Origin of the sequence: Aeromonas sp. FDAARGOS 1415 (genome assembly GCF_019048365.1) — a bacterium.
GTDB lineage: Bacteria > Pseudomonadota > Gammaproteobacteria > Enterobacterales > Aeromonadaceae > Aeromonas > Aeromonas taiwanensis.
In genome coordinates this window covers 320,647-337,547 of sequence record NZ_CP077363.1, presented here as the reverse complement: position 1 = coordinate 337,547, position 16,901 = coordinate 320,647, and the positions used below count along the sequence as shown (strand labels likewise).

16 protein-coding genes and 1 tRNA gene are annotated in these 16,901 nt (G+C 64.2%); 14 read left to right on the top strand and 3 right to left on the bottom strand.

Translation table 11 applies throughout. The annotated features are described in order from the left end of the window. The 13 genes from I6L45_RS01585 to galE all read left to right on the top strand — a co-directional run bounded on the left by I6L45_RS01585 (position 1) and on the right by galE (position 10,879). On the top strand, positions 1-429 hold the full coding sequence (locus tag I6L45_RS01585) for a nuclear transport factor 2 family protein (protein ID WP_216983263.1): 429 nt from the start codon (positions 1-3) through the stop codon (positions 427-429). After that, a complete protein-coding gene (locus I6L45_RS01580) occupies positions 426-1,160 on the top strand; it encodes an SDR family NAD(P)-dependent oxidoreductase (protein ID WP_216983262.1) in 735 nt (244 codons plus the stop codon). Before I6L45_RS01585 ends, I6L45_RS01580 begins: the two co-directional genes overlap by 4 nt. After that, a complete protein-coding gene (locus I6L45_RS01575) occupies positions 1,157-2,416 on the top strand; it encodes an NAD(P)/FAD-dependent oxidoreductase (RefSeq protein WP_216983261.1) in 1,260 nt (419 codons plus the stop codon). The genes I6L45_RS01580 and I6L45_RS01575 overlap by 4 nt, the downstream gene beginning before the upstream one ends. Next, complete coding sequence (locus tag I6L45_RS01570; protein WP_216983260.1) at positions 2,413-3,189, top strand: DUF1365 domain-containing protein; 777 nt, start codon at positions 2,413-2,415, stop codon at positions 3,187-3,189. Before I6L45_RS01575 ends, I6L45_RS01570 begins: the two co-directional genes overlap by 4 nt. After that, positions 3,189-4,445 (top strand): cyclopropane-fatty-acyl-phospholipid synthase family protein, encoded by a 1,257-nt coding sequence (locus tag I6L45_RS01565; protein WP_216983259.1) that lies wholly within the window; start codon positions 3,189-3,191, stop codon positions 4,443-4,445. The genes I6L45_RS01570 and I6L45_RS01565 overlap by 1 nt, the downstream gene beginning before the upstream one ends. Positions 4,446-4,447: 2 nt before the next feature. After that, a complete protein-coding gene (locus I6L45_RS01560) occupies positions 4,448-4,927 on the top strand; it encodes a DUF2878 domain-containing protein (protein WP_216983258.1) in 480 nt (159 codons plus the stop codon). After that, positions 4,924-5,142, top strand: a complete 219-nt coding sequence (locus I6L45_RS01555) for a TIGR02450 family Trp-rich protein (RefSeq protein WP_216983257.1) — start codon at positions 4,924-4,926, stop codon at positions 5,140-5,142. The genes I6L45_RS01560 and I6L45_RS01555 overlap by 4 nt, the downstream gene beginning before the upstream one ends. Beyond that, the gene (locus tag I6L45_RS01550) at positions 5,099-5,641 is read left to right on the top strand and encodes a chalcone isomerase family protein (RefSeq protein WP_216983256.1); all 543 of its coding nucleotides are present in this window, start codon (positions 5,099-5,101) and stop codon (positions 5,639-5,641) included. Before I6L45_RS01555 ends, I6L45_RS01550 begins: the two co-directional genes overlap by 44 nt. An 11-nt stretch (positions 5,642-5,652) precedes the next feature. After that, positions 5,653-6,195: a DUF3833 domain-containing protein gene (locus I6L45_RS01545; protein ID WP_216983255.1), complete on the top strand. Its 543-nt coding sequence runs from the start codon at positions 5,653-5,655 to the stop codon at positions 6,193-6,195. A 130-nt stretch (positions 6,196-6,325) separates the two neighbouring features. Continuing rightward, positions 6,326-6,793, top strand: a complete 468-nt coding sequence (locus I6L45_RS01540; RefSeq protein WP_043758554.1) for a Dps family protein — start codon at positions 6,326-6,328, stop codon at positions 6,791-6,793. 230 nt (positions 6,794-7,023) lie between these two features. Continuing rightward, positions 7,024-8,673: a hydroxylamine reductase gene (gene hcp / locus I6L45_RS01535; RefSeq protein WP_216983254.1), complete on the top strand. Its 1,650-nt coding sequence runs from the start codon at positions 7,024-7,026 to the stop codon at positions 8,671-8,673. A 101-nt stretch (positions 8,674-8,774) separates the two neighbouring features. Next, positions 8,775-9,782: a hybrid-cluster NAD(P)-dependent oxidoreductase gene (locus I6L45_RS01530; RefSeq protein ID WP_216983253.1), complete on the top strand. Its 1,008-nt coding sequence runs from the start codon at positions 8,775-8,777 to the stop codon at positions 9,780-9,782. Positions 9,783-9,865: 83 nt separating this feature from the next. Then, complete coding sequence (gene galE, locus I6L45_RS01525; protein ID WP_216983252.1) at positions 9,866-10,879, top strand: UDP-glucose 4-epimerase GalE; 1,014 nt, start codon at positions 9,866-9,868, stop codon at positions 10,877-10,879. A gap of 99 nt (positions 10,880-10,978) precedes the next feature. On the opposite strand, the gene I6L45_RS01520 is transcribed toward galE, so the two are convergent. Further along, on the bottom strand, positions 10,979-11,728 hold the full coding sequence (locus I6L45_RS01520) for a DsbA family protein (RefSeq protein WP_210548059.1): 750 nt from the start codon (positions 11,726-11,728) through the stop codon (positions 10,979-10,981). 200 nt (positions 11,729-11,928) lie between these two features. On the opposite strand from I6L45_RS01520, the gene I6L45_RS01515 reads away from it, so the two are divergent. Next, positions 11,929-12,016, top strand: a tRNA-Ser gene (locus I6L45_RS01515). Positions 12,017-12,449: 433 nt separating this feature from the next. Here the strand turns inward: I6L45_RS01515 and I6L45_RS01510 are convergent. Beyond that, a complete protein-coding gene (locus I6L45_RS01510; protein WP_216983251.1) occupies positions 12,450-15,578 on the bottom strand; it encodes a multidrug efflux RND transporter permease subunit in 3,129 nt (1,042 codons plus the stop codon). Positions 15,579-15,592: 14 nt separating this feature from the next. After that, positions 15,593-16,750: an efflux RND transporter periplasmic adaptor subunit gene (locus tag I6L45_RS01505; RefSeq protein ID WP_216983250.1), complete on the bottom strand. Its 1,158-nt coding sequence runs from the start codon at positions 16,748-16,750 to the stop codon at positions 15,593-15,595. Positions 16,751-16,901: the final 151 nt, after the last annotated feature.

Here is a 16,901-nt window from a genome sequence, read left to right as displayed (position 1 = left end):
ATGGATGAGTCGCTGGCCCGCTTTGTCGCCCTCTATCAGCAGCTGGACAGAGACGAGCTGCACCGCTTGTCCGAGGTCTATGCAAGCGAGGTGCTCTTTACCGATCCCGCCCACCGCATCGAGGGGCTGGCGGCGCTCACCGACTATTTTTCCTGCCTCTATCAGCGCCTGGCCTACTGCCGTTTCGTCATCACCAGCCAGCTGCAGCAGGGGCGGCAGGCCTGGCTCGGCTGGACCATGACCTTCTCCCACCCCAGGCTGCGCGGCGGCACCCCGGTGACGGTGGAGGGGGCCACCCGCCTCGAGTTCGACGAGGCAGGCAAGGTGTGCTTGCACCGGGACTACTTCGATCTCGGCGCCATGCTCTACGAACAGTTGCCGCTGTTGGGCCCCGTGGTCCGCACCCTCAAGGGAAGGCTGGGCGCATGAGCGGCCGGGTGCTGATCACCGGTGCCACTTCCGGTATCGGCCGCCAGCTGGCGCTGGATTATCGGCGTGAGGGCTGGGAAGTGTGGGGCTGCGGCCGGGACGAGGCGCGCCTGCAGGCACTGGCCGACGAGGGGGTCACGCCCCTGGGGTTCGACACCCGCGACAGCGCGGCCATGACGGGGATCGCCGCCAGCCTGCCCCCCCTTGACCTGCTGATCCTCAATGCGGGCAACTGCGAATACATGGACCCGGCAGAGGGCTTTGACGGCGCCCTGTTTGCCCGGGTCATCGAAACCAACCTCATCGCCACCGGCAACGCCCTGGCCGCCTTTTTGCCGCGGTTGGGGCAGGGGGCACGGCTGGCCATCGTCAGCTCCTCGGTGAGCTGGCTGCCCCTGCCAAGGGCGGAAGCCTATGGTGCCTCCAAGGCCGCCCTCGACTATCTGGCCCATACCCTGCGCCTCGATCTCGCGGGCAAGGGGATAGGGGTGACCCTGATCCGCCCGGGTTTCGTGCAGACGCCGCTCACCGACAAGAATGATTTTCCCATGCCCTGTCTGGTGACGGTGGAAGAGGCTTCCCGCGCCATCATGGCGGGGCTGGCAGCGGGCCGCCACCAGATCCACTTTCCCCGCCGCTTCATCTGGCTGCTGCGCCTGCTCGGCGCCCTGCCGACGGGGCTCTGGCTGCGCCTTGGCCGCACACTCGTTTCGAAAGGACGCCCTTCATGAAGAAAAAGATCGCCATCGTCGGCTCCGGTATTTCCGGTCTCACCGCCGGTTTTCTGCTCCACAAGCTGCACGATGTCATCCTGTTCGAGGCAGCACCGACCCTGGGAGGCCACACCGCCACCGTCGAGGTGGAGCAGGGTGGGCGAGGTTACGCCATCGACACCGGCTTCATCGTCTTCAACGACCGCACCTACCCCAACTTCCTCAAATTGCTGGCACGGATCGGGGTGGGGCGCCAACCCGCCGAGATGAGTTTTTCGGTCAAGAGCCCCGAGGGACTGGAGTACAACGGCCACAACCTGGACACCCTGTTCGCCCAGCGCAGCAACCTGCTGAGTCCGCGTTTCTATCGCTTCGTCGCCGAGATCCTGCGCTTCAACCGGGAGGCGCGGGCCTGGCTGGCCGATGGGCCGCAGCAGGGGGCTGGCCTCGCGCTGACCCTGGGGGACTTTCTGCAGGCGGGGGCGTTTAGCGACTACTTCGCCCGTCACTACATCCTGCCCATGGGGGCGGCCATCTGGTCGTCCACCCTGGCGGACATGCGCGCCTTCCCCTTGAGTTTCTTCCTGCGCTTTTTCGCCAACCACGGCTTGCTCGAGGTGGCGAACCGGCCCCAGTGGTATGTGATCCCCGGCGGTTCGCGGGAATACATAGGCCCGCTCACGGCCGGTTGGCAGTCACAGATCCGCCTCGCCTGTCCGGTGCAGGGGATCCGGCGCCAGGCGGACGGGGTGCTGATCCAGAGCAGCCATGGGGAGGAGCGGTTTGACGAGGTGATCCTCGCCTGCCACAGCGATCAGGCGCTGACCCTGCTGACGGATGCGAGCGACGGTGAGAGGGCCATTCTCGGCGCCATGCCCTATCAGGCCAACGATGTCTGGCTGCACACCGATGCCTCCTGCCTGCCCGTGCGCCGCAAGGCGTGGGCGAGCTGGAATTACCGGCTCGGCGAGGATGACGGGGCGCGGCCCCTGGTGAGCTACAACATGAACATCTTGCAGGGGGTGAGTTCGGCAGAGCCCTTCTGCGTCAGCCTCAATCCCCGTGGGTGGGTGGACGAGCGCAAGGTGCTGCGCCGTTTCGTCTATCATCATCCGGTATTCAATCAGGCCTCCATAGCCGCCCAGCAGCAACGGGGGGAGATCTGCGGCCGACAGCACACCCACTTCTGCGGTGCTTACTGGTACAACGGGTTTCATGAGGACGGGGTGCGCAGCGCCCTGGATGTGGCCAGACGCTTCGGGGCCGAGCTATGAGCGGCGCCGCAGTCTTGACGCAAGGGGACGAGGAAATGGGGGAGGGGGTCAGCGCCATCTGGCAGGGCTCGGTGCGCCATCGCCGCTTCGCCCCCAGGGCTCACGCTTTTTCATACAGCCTCTTCATGCTGGGGCTGGATCTGGACGAACTGCCCGGGCTCGAGCAGGGGCGCTGGTTTGCCGTGGAACGGACGGGGCTGCTTTCGTTTCGCCGCGAGGACTACCTGAGAGGCAGCGAGGGGCCCCTCAAGCAGGCGGTCTGGGACAAGGTGGCCGAACTGGGTGGCGAGGCCGAGCCCGGGGGGCGGGTGCTGCTGCTTGGCAACGTGCGCTGCCTCGGGTTTTATTTCAGCCCGGTCAACTTCTACTTCTGCGATCGGGCGGGAGAGACCCGCTACCTGCTGGCGGAGGTGTCCAATACCCCCTGGAACCAGCGTCACTACTACCTGCTGGATCTGGTGGCGCTCGTCCCCCACGACAAGGATTTTCACGTTTCCCCCTTCATGGGACTGGCCATGCGCTACCACTGGCGCATCCGGCCGCCGAAGGAGGAGGCATTGATCCATATCGAGAGTCACCCCGTATCCGGTGAGGCGAAGCTGTTTGACGCCACCCTGGCCCTGCGCCGGGCACCGCTGTCGCGCCAGGGGCTGGCGGCGCTGCTGGCCCGCTGGCCCTGGATGACCCTGAGGGTGCTGCTCGGGATCTACTGGCAGGCCCTGCGCCTTTTCATCAAACGCATGCCCATCTTCACCCACCCGGAGAGCCGCTAATGGAACTTGCTCAATCAACCCTCTCTGCCTCTTTCATCGACAAGGTGGCCAGGCAATTGTTGCTAAGGCTGCTTGGGCGCCTCGAACATGGCCAATTGCTGCTGCGCGATGGCGGCGAGCGTCAGAGCTTCGGCGCAGTAGGCAGCGATCTGCACGCCGAGGTGGTGGTGCAGGATCCCGCGTTTTATCGTCGCCTGCTGCTGGGGGGCAGCATCGCCGCCGGGGAAACCTGGGTAGAGGGGCTCTGGACCAGCCCGGATCCGGTCGCGCTGGTGCGACTGCTGGCCCGCAACCTGGCGCTGCTCGACAACCTGGAGCGGCGCCTCGGCTGGCTCAGCTTCCCCTTCAACAAGGTGCGTCACTGGCTTAACCGCAATACCCTGACCGGGTCGAGATCCAACATCGCCGCCCACTACGATCTCGGCAACGCCCTCTATCAGGGCTTTCTCGACAGCCACATGCAGTATTCGAGCGCCATCTACCCGAGTGTCGATGCCACTCTGGAGGAGGGGCAGCAGGCCAAGCTGCGCACCATCTGCGAGCGGCTCGAACTGGGGCCGGATGATCACCTGCTGGAGATAGGTACCGGCTGGGGCGGGCTTGCCGTCTATGCCGCCCGTCACCATGGTTGCCGGGTCACCACCACCACCATCTCCCGGGCCCAGCACGACTATGCCAAGGCGTGGATCGAGCGGGAGGGGCTGGGGGATCGCATCACCCTTCTGCTGGAAGACTACCGCAAGCTGGAAGGCACCTATGACAAGTTGGTCTCCATCGAGATGATCGAGGCGGTGGGGCACGCCTTTCTGCCCGACTACTTCCGCCAGCTGTCGCGCCTGCTCAAACCCGGTGGCCGCCTGCTGATCCAGGCCATCACCATCGCCGATCAGCGTCACGCCCAGTATCTGCGCGGGGTGGACTTCATCCAGCGCTACATCTTCCCGGGGGGTTGCCTGCCCTGCGTCTCCCAGATGGCGGGGTTGCTGGCGCGGGAGACTGACATGCAGCTGGTGCGGCTGCATGATCACGGCCACCACTATGCCCGCACCCTGGCCCACTGGTGCGAGCGCTTCCTGGCGCTGGCCCCGGAGCTGCCGAGGCTCGGCTACAGCCAGGACTTCATCCGGCTGTGGCACTTCTACTTCGCCTATTGCGAAGGGGGCTTCTGGGAGCGGGCCATCAGCCTGGTGCAGCTGGAGGCGGCCAAGCCGGGGCCCCATGGCTGGACCGGAGACCTGCCAGTAAGCGGTCGCTGACCATGTGGCAGTGGGCCCACCTGCTGGGGTTCAACCTTTACTGGTTGCTGGCGGTGAAATGGCAGCAACCGGGCCTGCTGCTGGGGATGTTGCTGCTCCATTTTCTCTTCTCCCCCCGTCGCCAGCAGGACTGGCGGCTCATTTCCGTCGCCCTGGCTGGCTGCCTGCTCGATCTCCTGCTCTGGCGGCTCGGCCTGTTTCACTTCCCGTCCGGTTTCCCGCTCTGGCTGGTGCTGCTCTGGTGCGGTTTCGCCCTGACCCTCTCCCACGGCCTGCGCTGGCTTCGCCCCCTGCCGCGCTGGCAGCAGGGGCTGTTCGGCATGGTGGGGGGCGCCTCTTCCTATATGGCGGGGGCCGCCATGGGGGCAGTAAACTTACCCTGGGGCATCTGGATCAGCACAGCACTGCTGGCGGTGATCTGGATGTGGTGGTTACCCGTACTCCTGTGGGTAACGGTCAAGCTGGAGGGTGAGACGAGATGAACACCTTTTCGACCGACGCCTTGTTGTTTTCCAAGTGGACCAGGGATGGCCAGTGCGAGCTGGCCGAGCGTTTCTATCTGGTGGTGGCCTGTCAGCGCGATGCCCGGGGGCAGCTGGCGAGCGTGGTGATGCAGGATATCAACACCCTGCAGGAACAGGAGATGGACTGGCATGAACTGGAGGATCCCGCCCGTTGGCACATGGGGTGGAGCTAGCCTGCTGCTGGCGGCCTTGACTCTGCCCCTGTTGGCAGCCGCCCAGGGCTCTGCCCCCCCCTGGCAGGGACTGCGCACCGTGGGGCAGGGGGAGATGCGCTGGCTCTGGTTCAAGCTCTATGACGCCACCCTCTACAGCGAGAGCGGCCGTTATCAGCCGGGGCGCTACCCGCAGGCTCTCAGCCTCACCTATGCAAGGGCCATCGAACGTCAGGATCTGCTGGAGGCCACCGCCGCCGAGTGGCAGCGGCTCGGCCTTGGCAGCGAGAGTGAGCGCCAACGCTGGCTGGCTCGACTGGCCACTCTCTGGCCGGATGTGGTCCCCGGTGACAGGCTGGTTTTCTATGTGGACGCGCAAGGGAGAGGTCATTTCTGGTTGCGTGAACGGCTGCTCGGTACCCTCGATGATCCCGCTTTCGCCCCCGCGTTTCTTGCCATCTGGCTGACCGATGACAGCCGGGATCCCGCCCTGACACGCCGCCTGCGCGGCCAATCCTGATGGAGTTCTCCATGTCGTTGAAGCGTACCTGTCGTCTGTTGATGCTGTTGCCGCTGCTGTGGCTCTCCGGTTGTGGCGCCAGTCTCGAGGATTATCGCGGACAGCAGCCGGGCTGGGATCTCGCCCGTTTCTTTGATGGCAAGCTGGTGGCCCACGGCCTGGTGACGGACCGCAGCGGCGAAGTGACCAGTCGCTTTCGGGTCGAGATGCAGGGGCGCTGGCAGGATAGCAAGGGGGAGCTGTTCGAGCAGTTCTACTTCGATGATGGCCGTCGGCAGACCCGCACCTGGTTTTTGAGCAAGGGGGCGGACGGTCACTGGCGTGGCACCGCCGCTGACGTGGTGGGAGAGGCCGTGGGCAAGAACGCCGGTTTTGCTCTCAACTGGCGCTATCAACTCGATCTGGCGTTGCCGGATGGCGAGGTGGTGCGGGTGAGCTTCGACGACTGGATGTACCTGCTGGATGAAGATCGCCTGATCAACCGCGCCGCGATCAGCAAGTTCGGCATTCACCTCGGCGAGGTGATCCTCTATATCGAACGGCTTGAGCGATGATGGGGTGACTTTCTCTTGTTGTCGATAGCCAGTCTCTATTGATCAGCAAGGGAGGGACGATTGTCCTTTGAGTCTATGCGGGGATATGCTGACCTCATTCCCGATAATGCTTACCACCTGGAGGTGAATCATGAAGAGCCCCATTGGTCTTGATACCGTTCAATCACAAGCCCTGGCCGCCGAGCTGAACAGGCTGCTGGCAAGCTACCAGATCCTCTACATGAACGTCCGTGGTTTTCACTGGAACATCCGCGGCCATCAGTTCTTCGAGCTGCACCTGAAGTTCGAGGAGATCTACAACGATCTGTTGCTCAAAGTCGATGCTTTAGCGGAGCGTATCCTCACCCTGGACGGGGTGCCGTTGCACAGCTTCAGCGACTACCTGAACATCTCTGCCATCCCCGAGCAGAAAGGGCTGCACGACGGCCGTGCCTGCATCGAATCCCTGCTGGAAAGCTTCCGCGAATTGCTGGTGGCCCAGCGCCGCATCCTGGGTCAGGCCGCCGAGGCCGGTGACGAGGGGACGGCGTCCATCCTCTCCGACTATGTACAGCAGCAGGAGAAACTGGTCTGGATGCTGCGAGCCTACCTGGCCTGATGCTTTGAAAGAGGGGGTGGCGCCTTGATCCGGCCCGTTTCTCCACTACCCGATCCCTGAGTTGTCTCTCCATTTATCCACCCGCTTGCCGCCCCTCTGGGCGGCTTTTTTGTTTTTGATCTGCATCAATGAAATATTAATTGGTAAATTGAATGCCTATTAAGTTTCGGGCCGGAGGAATAGAATCGCCACAAAACAGACAACTGAAATGTCCAATTAGGAGAGGCATGATGTTTTGTGTGCAATGTGAACAGACAATTCGTACCCCCGCAGGCAATGGCTGCGCTTACGCACAGGGCATGTGCGGCAAGACGGCCGAAACCTCGGATCTGCAGGATGTGCTGATCTATACCTTGCAGGGCCTCAGCGCCTGGGCGCTGGCCGCCCGCGAGCACGGCATCATCGACAGCGAAATAGACGCCTTCGTGCCCAAGGCCTTCTTTGCCACCCTCACCAACGTCAACTTCGACTCTGACCGCATCGTTGGCTACGTCAACCAGGCCCTGGCCTATCGCCAGCAGCTGGCTGCCAAGCTGGTACCGCTGGCCGTGACTGTTGGCGAGCTGCCCGCTGCGGCCCGCTTCGAGCCGGGTAGCGAGCTGCTGGAACAGCTGTCCCAGGCGCCCCAGACCGCGGTCAACCGCGGCAAGAACGAGGTCAACGAGGATATCATGGGGCTGCGCCTGCTCTGCCTCTATGGTCTCAAGGGGGCCGCCGCCTACATGGAGCACGCCCGGGTGCTGGATCAGCAAGACAGCGAGGTCGCCGCCGAATTCCACCGCATCATGAGCTGGCTGGGTACGGATCCGAGCGACCTGGATCCCCTGTTCAAGTGCGCCATGGACATCGGCCTGCTGAACTTCAAGATCATGGAGATGCTGGATCTCGGTGAAACCACCGCCTTCGGCCATCCGGAACCGACCCAGGTGCGCGTCACCCCGGTGCCGGGCAAGTGCATCCTGGTCTCCGGCCACGACATGGTGGATCTCAAGCTCATCCTGGAGCAGACCGCAGGCACCGGCATCAAGGTCTACACCCACGGCGAGATGCTGCCGGCCCTGGCCTATCCCTTCTTCAAGCAGTACCCGCATCTGGTGGGCAACTACGGCTCCGCCTGGCAGAACCAGCAAAAAGAGTTCGCGAACTTCCCGGGCGCCGTGGTGATGACCTCCAACTGCATCATCGACCCGAACGTGGGCAACTACAGTGATCGCATCTTCACCCGCTCCATCGTCGGCTGGCCCGGCGTGACTCATCTGGAAGGGGAAGATTTCTCCGCCGTTATCGCCAAGGCCCAGGCGCTGGACGGCTTCAAGCACGTTGAGCTCGAGCACTTCATCACCATCGGCTTTGCCCGCAACGCCCTGATGCAGGCGGCCCCGGCGGTGATCGACAAGGTCAAGGCCGGGGAGATCAGCCACTTCTTCCTGGTGGGCGGTTGCGATGGCGATCGCGCCGAGCGCGCCTACTACACCGAGTTTGCCAAGGCGGTGCCGCAAGACAGCCTGCTGCTCACCCTGGGCTGCGGCAAGTACAAGTTCAACAAGCTCGATTTTGGCGACATCGGCGGCATTCCCCGTCTGCTGGACGTGGGTCAGTGCAACGATGCCTACTCCGCCATCCAGCTGGCGCTGGCGCTCAGCGAGGCGTTCGAGTGCGGCGTCAACGATCTGCCCCTGACCCTGGTGCTCTCCTGGTTCGAGCAGAAAGCCATCGTCATCCTGCTCACCCTGCTGGCGCTCGGCGTGAAGGACATCCGTACCGGCCCGACCGCCCCGGCCTTCCTCACCCCGGCCCTGCTCAAGGTGCTGGAGGAGCAGTTCGGTCTCAAGGGCACCACGACGGCAGAGGCGGATCTCGCCGAGATCCTGGCGGCCTGACTCGAGACACAGCCTGACACGCTCAGCATGTTGTAAGCCTTTGGCGAGCCTGATGGCTCGCCTTTTTTCGACGCCATTCTTTCAACAAGAGGAGCCTTGCGATGACTTCCACCTCTTTCACCCTGCGCTGCGTTGGCCGCCTGGCGGATACTCACGACGTGGCGAGCTGGCGGTTTGTTCCGCAGGAAGGCACCCTGCCTCCCGTGCTGGCCGGCCAGTGTGTCACCCTGCACACCGAGATTGACGGTCAGCCCCACTGCCGCGCCTACACCCTCTCCTCCAGCCCGCAGGATCCCTTCTGGCAGGTCACCATCAAGGACGTGGGGCTGGTCTCCCACCATCTGCACCAGAGCCTGCAGGCCGGGGACGAGATCCGGGTCGACGGCCCCTTCGGCGACTTCCACCTGACCGCCTTGCCCTGCGAGCGGCCGCTGCTGCTCAGCGCCGGCTCCGGCATCACCCCCATGTGGGCCATGCTGCGAGACGAGCTCGCGAGGCGGCCCGAGGCGGATATCCGCTTTATCCACAGCGCCAGATCCCCCGAGGACGTGATCTTCGCAAATGAACTCGCTGCGCTGGCTGCGGCCCATGCCGGCGTCCGGCATGCCCTGATACTGGAAGAGGCGCCGGCCGATCACCCCTGGGCAGGCCGGCTCACGCCGGAGATGCTGACGGAATTGGCACCGGATCTCTTGAGTCGCCACGTCTATCTCTGCGGGCCAGCCCCTTACATGGAAGCGGTCAGTGCCATGCTGGCAGCGCTCGGCCTGCCGGCGGCGCAGTTGCACCAGGAGTCCTTCGGTCTGCCTGCTGCGACATCGGGAGCGGTGCCAGTGGACGCCGGCAGCGACCACTTCTGGCTGACCCTGAAAAAGAGCGGCAAGAAGGTGAAGATACTGCCGGGCCAGACTCTGCTGGCCGCCCTGGAAGGGGCGGGGGAGACCATAATGGCAGCTTGCCGTGCCGGGGTGTGCGGCGCCTGCCGCTGCACTACCACGGGGGAGATCGAGCGTCAGAGCGTGGTGACTCTCAGCGCGCAGGATCTGGAGAGCGGGGTGGCACTGGCCTGCTCCTGCACCGCCAGAGGAGATATCGGCCTCGACTATTGAGGGAGTCATGGGTATCTCCTGCTTTTCCCGCCGTGGCCGGGCGAGTAAACTCGCTCCAGTTGCAACAGAAAACGGGATAGACAATGACAATTCTGGTCACCGGGGGCGCCGGTTATATAGGCTCCCACACCCTGGTTGAGCTATTGAACGCCGGGCAGCAGGTCGTGGTACTGGACAACCTCTCCAACTCCTCGCCGGAGTCCCTCAAGCGGGTCGAGCGGATCACCGGCAAGGCGGTCACCTTCGTGGAGGGAGACATTCTGGACAGGGCCTGCCTGCAGCGCCTGTTTGCCGAGCACAAGGTCGAGTCGGTCATTCACTTCGCCGGCCTGAAGGCGGTGGGGGAGTCCGGCCAGATCCCGCTCACCTACTACCAGAACAACGTGACCGGCACCCTGGTGCTGTGCGAGGAGATGGCCAGGGCGGGTGTCTTCCGCCTGGTGTTCAGCTCCTCCGCCACCGTCTATGGGGATCCCGCGTCTGTGCCCCTGCGGGAAGACTTCCCCACCAGTGCCACCAACCCCTATGGCCGCTCCAAGCTGATGGTCGAAGAGATCCTGCGGGATCTCTCCAAATCCGATCCCCGCTGGGCCATCGTGCTACTGCGCTACTTCAACCCGGTCGGTGCCCACGAGAGCGGCCTCATCGGGGAAGATCCCAACGGCATCCCCAACAACCTGCTGCCCTATATCAGTCAGGTCGGTGTCGGCAAGCTCAAGGAGCTGGGGGTCTTTGGTGACGACTACCCGACGCCGGACGGCACCGGCGTGCGCGACTACATCCACGTCGTGGATCTCGCCATCGGTCACCTCAAGGCACTGGCCCGCATAAAGAGCGATACCGGCGTCTTCACCTACAACCTCGGCACCGGTCAGGGTTATTCGGTGCTGGAGATGGTCAAGGCGTTCGAGGCAGCGAGTGGCCGCGCCATTCCCTACCAGATCAAGCCCCGTCGCCCGGGGGACATTGCCGAGTGCTGGGCCGAACCCACACTGGCCCGTGACGAGCTGGGCTGGCAGGCCGAGCGGGGCCTCGAACAGATGATGGTGGACACCTGGCGTTGGCAAAGCCAGAACCCCAACGGCTACCAGGTCTGAATCCCCGTCCCTCGCCCCCAACTTGATGGGGGATCCTAGGGCACCACGGAAACAAAACGCCCCGGCCATGCCGGGGCGTTTTCTATGGAGAGAGCGGGCTTACTGGATGCGCTTGCCTGCCCGCACGTCCTTGACGATCTCCTTGAGACTTGCCAGATCCCGGGGAGCTCCTCGCAGGATCTGATCGCCGATGATGAAGGCCGGTGTGCCCGAGATGGCCAGGGCTTCGGCCAGCGCCCGGTTGGTTCCGAGGTTCTGATCGATGCTGCCATCCTTGAACTTGGCCTCGACCTTGCTCCAGTCGATGCCGGCCGCCTGCGCCACTTGCTTCACCTGGGCCTCATCGGCCAGCGGTCCCTGATGGGCATACAGCTTGTCGTGGAAGGCCTGATACTTGTCCGGTTGACCCAGCTGCACCGCCAGGGCGACACGAGCGGCGTAGTAGGAGGTCTCGCTCAGGATGGGGAACTGTTTGTAGACGTAGCGAATGTCCTTGTCTTCGGCGAGCAGCTGCTGGACGAGGGGGTGGGCGCGCTTGCAGTAGCCGCAGTTGTAGTCGAAGAACTCGACCACGGTCAGGCTGCCCTTGGGGTTGCCGCTCTCGGGATCCTTGTTGGTGAAGAGCTGCTTGGCGTGGGCCTCGATCAGCGTCTTGTCATTCTCGGCCTGCTGGCTCTCCTGCTTGGCGCGCAGGGCATTGGACATCTCGACCAGGATTTCCGGATTCTTGACCAGATAGTCGCGCACGATCTGCTCGACATCGCTCTTGGTCAGCTCACTCGCCTGCACCGGGGCGGCAAGCAGGGTCGCGCCGCTCAGGGCGGCGAACAGGGCACGTTTGATTCTCATAAGTCCATCTTGTCTGGGGGGAATTGTAGTGGTGACTATAGTGGGTGACTCTGTTTTCAAGTCAAGCCATCCGTCTGAAAAACCCCCTTCTGGCGTGAGTTGGCCGGTTTTGTGCGCCATTTAGCCCAATAAATGGGCAAACAAACAGGGTGGGGATTTACAAGGGCGGGGGGCATGGGTAATATGCGTCGCACTGCTGCGGAGGGGTGGCAGAGCGGCTGAATGCACCGGTCTTGAAAACCGGCGATGGGCGACCATCCGTGGGTTCAAATCCCACCCCCTCCGCCACACATCAGAGCCCACCTCATTGATTGAGGTGGGCTTTTTCGTATTCGCGAGTCACATGCAGGTGTCGTTGAGTGACAACCTGAGCGGGGCTCTCCCACCCACCTGTTCCTTCAATGGCGGCCAACAAAATGCGGACGATCACGGCAAGGCTGCCCGTCAGTCCGGTGGATGTCTGGCTCGAACGCCGAGCGTGTCTCTTTCACGGTCTCGATGGACTCTGTTGTCTGAACGCTGTCAATGTCCAGGCCGCTAGATTGCTGCCGCCAGTGACGATAATCCCGCCCCCGTGCTCTCCTGCCAGCCCACCTTCTCACTTTGGCCACCACCACCGCGCCCGTGATGACACTGGAAGTGCCCGTCAGACCGAGGGCTGAGAGCCACTCCCTGCAGCCCCCAGCCGGCATTGCCGAGCGCCAGACATCAGGGGGCAACATCATGACGCTCCCCGCTGCGTGGCTCGTCTGGCCCGCCAGACCTGCAGGCGCTCCTGCGCCCCGATGATGAAGACAAAGAAGACCGGCACGAAGAAGATGGCCAGCAGGGTGCCGCTGATCATGCCGCCGAACACGCCGGTGCCGATGGCATGCTGGGTCTCCGCGCTGGCGCCGCTGGCGACCATCAGCGGCACCACGCCGAGGGTGAAGGCGAGCGACGTCATCAGGATGGGGCGCAGACGCAGGCGTGCGGCGGTCACCGCGGCATCGAGCAGCGAGCGTCCTTCGCCGTGCAACTGGCGGGCAAACTCCACGATGAGGATGGCGTTCTTGGCCGACAGACCGATGATGGTGATCATGCCCACCTTGAAGAAGACGTCGTTGGGCATGCCGCGCAACATCACCGCCGCCACGGCACCGAGCAGGCCCAGGGGGACCACCAGCATCACGGAGAGCGGGATGGACCAGCTCTCGTAGAGCGCGGCCAGCACCAGGAAGACCACCAGCGCCGACAGCAGCATCAGCATGGGGGCCTGGGCCGCCGACTGGCGCTCCTGCAGCGACTGCCCCGTCCAGGCCAGGGCAAATCCCGGCGGCAGCTGTGCCACCAGTCGCTCCATCTGTGCCATCGCGGCGCCGCTGGAAACCCCGGGGGCGGCACTCCCGGAGAGGCGCACGGCAGGGAAGCCCTCGAAGCGCATCATCTGTTGCGGCGACTGGCGCCAGATTGGCGTCACCACCTCCCGCAGGGGCACCATGCCGCCGCTGACATTGCGCACCCGCAGGCTGAGCACGTCATCGAGTTGCATGCGCGCCTTGGCATCGGCCTGCAGAATGACCTGCTGCATGTGCCCGCCGTTGGGGAAGTCGTTGATGTAGAGCGACCCCATCGCCGCCGACAGGGTGCTGCTCACGCTGGTGAACGAGAGTCCCATGGCCTCGGCTTTCTGCCGGTTGATCTCGAGGTGAATGCTCTCGCCGGGGGGCAGGCTGTCCGGATAGACATCGCTCACCACCTCGCTTTGGGCGGCCAGTGCCAGCAGTTGCGCCTGGGCGGCCAGCAGCGCGGCTTCCCCCTGGTTGGCCCTGTCTTGCAGGAATAGCGTGAAACCCGAAGAGGTGCCCAGTTCGTCGATGGCGGGCGGCAGCAGGCTCATCACTGTGCCTTCCTTGCTGTTGGCCATGGCGGCCTGTGCCAGCTCTGCCTCTTCGGCAGCCGTGGCACCATGACGCTGGTCCCAGTCTTTGAGCATGGTGAAGGCCATGGCCGCATTGGGGCCGGCGCCGGAGAAGCTGAAGCCCTGCACCACCAGGTTGGTGTCGAGCGCCTCGCGAGAGGCCACATGGGCCTCGAACTCCTTGATGACGGCCAGGGTGCGCTCGCTGGTGGCGCCGGTCGGCAACTGGATGGAGGTCATGAAGTAGCCCTGATCCTCGTCCGGCAGGAAAGAGGAGGGTAGCTGGGCGGCGGCGATGGCCAGCACGACGCAGAGGGCGGCGAAGGTGACCATCATGCGTCCGCTGCGCCCGACCAGCCGGGTGACCCGAACGCCGTAGCCTGCTGTGAGTCGCTCGACCCACCGGTTGAAGGCACCGAAGAAGCCGCGCTTCTCATGGTGATCCGGGCTGACCGGACGCAGCAAGGTGGCGCAGAGCGCCGGCGTCAGGGTCAGGGCGAGGAAGGCCGAAATGAGGATCGACACCGCCATCGACAGGGTGAACTGCTGGTAGATGACCCCCACGGAGCCGCTGCCGAAGGCCATGGGAATGAACACCGCCGTGAGCACCAGGGTGATGCCGATCACCGCCCCGGTAATCTCCTTCATGGCCCGCGATGTCGCCTCTCGGGGCGAGAGCCCCCGGGTGGCCATCAGGCGCTCGACGTTCTCCACCACCACGATGGCGTCGTCGACGATGATGCCGATGGCCAGCACCATGCCGAACATGGTCAGGGAGTTGATGGAAAAGCCGGCCAGTAGCATCACCGCGAAGGTGCCAAGCAGCGCGATGGGGGCGACGATGGCCGGGATCAGGGTGTAGCGCAGATTCTGCAGGAAGAGGAACATCACCAGGAACACCAGCACCATGGCTTCCAGCAGGGTGTGGATCACCTTGTCGATGGAGACCTTGACGAAGGGGGCCGAGTCGAACGGGATCGAGTAGGCCATGCCCGCCGGCAGGGTGGGAGCGAGCTGGGCGAGACGGGTGCGCACCGCATCGGCGGTGCGCACGGCGTTGGCACCCGGGGAGAGCTGGATGGCGGCGCTGGTGGCGGCCACCCCGTTCTCGCGGTTGGCAAAGGCGTAGGATTGCGCCCCCAGCTCGACCCGGGCGACATCACCCAGCACCAGCTTGGCGCCATCGGCACCTGCCCGCAGTACGATGGCGGCGAACGCCTCTGGGGTCGTCAGCTGCCCTTGAACCGTAAGGGGTACCGTCACACGCTGCCCCGGCAGGGCGGGTTCATCGCCGAGGCGTCCCGGTGCAATCTGCACGTTTTGCTGCTCGATGGCCTGCGCTACCTCGCTGATGGTCAGCCCGTAGGCGGCGAGCTTGCCCGGATCCACCCAGATGCGCATGGCCTGTTCGGCGCCGAACAGCTGCACCCGTCCCACCCCCTCGATGCGGCGCAGCTCCTGGACGATATTGCGCGCCATGTAGTCGTTCAGCGCTATTTCATCGAAGCGACCATCCGGTGAAGTCATGCCGACCATCATCAGAAAACCCGAAGAGGCGGACTCCACCTGCAGGCCGTTTTGCCGCACCGCCTGTGGCAGGCGAGGCTCGACCCCCTTGATGCGGTTTTGCACGTCCATCTGGGCCAGCTCCGGATCGGTGCCCGGCTTGAAGGTGGCGGTGATCTGCGCGCTGCCCGAGGCGTCCACCGACGACTCGAAGTAGAGCAGGCTCTTGACCCCCGAAAGCTCGCGCTCGATCAGGCTCACCACCGCATCGTTCAGGGTCTGCGGCGTGGCGCCCGGATAGGTGGCATAGAGGGTCACCGACACCGGCGCCACCGAGGGATAGCGGGAGATGGGCAACTTGGGGATGGCGATGATCCCCGCCAGCACGATGAAGAGGGCGATCACCCAGGCAAACACCGGGCGATGAATGAAAAACTGCGGCATGAAATGTCTCCGATTCAGCGGGTGTGGGTGCCGGCTTGCTGGCCGGCAACAAGGGGTTGCCAGGGGTGGGCAATGACCTGCATACCCGGTGTCAGGCGGTCGATCCCCTCGATCACCACCCGTTGTCCGGCGCTGAGCCCGGACGCGATGCGGTACTGGCGCTCCACCAGCTCACCGGTTGTGACAGCTATCTGTTGTGCCTGCCCATTGGCATCCAGCACCCACACGCTGGTCTGGCCCGATGTGCGCACCACCGCCTGCTGGGGCACGCTCAGAGCGTTGGCATAGCGGGCACGGGGAATACGTGCCTGTACGTAGAGGCCGGGCAAGAGCCGCCGCTCCGGGTTGTCCACCAGCACCCGCAACAGCACGTCACCGGTCCCGGCATCCACCTCGATGCCGGAGAAGAGGATGTGCCCCTGCATGCCGAGCGGCTTGCCGTCGCTGCCGAGGATCTCCACCGTCAGTTCAGGCGCCGTCGAACCAGCCTGCTGGCGCAGGGCGTCCAGCACAGAGGCAGGTTGACGCACATCGACGTAGACCTGATCGATCTGCTGGATCCTGGCCATGGGAGTGGCATCGGTGGGCGACACCAGGGCCCCTTCGCTCACCAGCGCCTGATCGATGCGTCCGGCGATGGGGGCCTCCACGCTGGCAAATTGCAGGTTCAGCTGGTTCCGGGCCAGGGTCGCCCTGGCCTGGGCCACGTCGGCGGCAGCCTGATCCCGCTGGGAGACGGCGTCGTCATAGGTCTGGCGGCTGATGGCCTCGGTGCGCAGCAGCGGCACCAGGCGGTCAATCTGGATGCGGGCACGGGCCAGCACAGCCTCGGCTCGCTGCAATGCCGCGGCGGCGCTGTCGACATCCGCCTTGAAGGGGGCCGGGTTTATCTGGAACAGCACTGTGCCTGCGCTGATTTCGGCACCTTGCTCGAACAGGCGGCGCTGCACGATGCCGCTTATCTGGGCGCGAATTTCGGCGCTGCGCACCGCGGCCACCCGGGCGGGCAGATCCTCGCTGATGACCAGGTCCTGTCCTGCCAGCGTCATCACCGATACCTGAGGAAGGGCCGGCGCATCTTGCGCTTGCGACGCCCCATCGCAACCGGCCAACCCGAATACGGCAATGACGGCGAGCAGGGCGCCCGCATACCGCTGTCTGACAAACATCATACTCACCTCGTTAAACCGTCTCCCCGGCATGGTGTTGCCGCGAGAGCACATCGAGCGGGCATTATGAAGAGAGGCTATTGCGAATGATTCGAGGCTTTGTGGAGAATCCATGGAGGCGGTGATAAAGTTCAAAACCACCATTTTCGAGTCC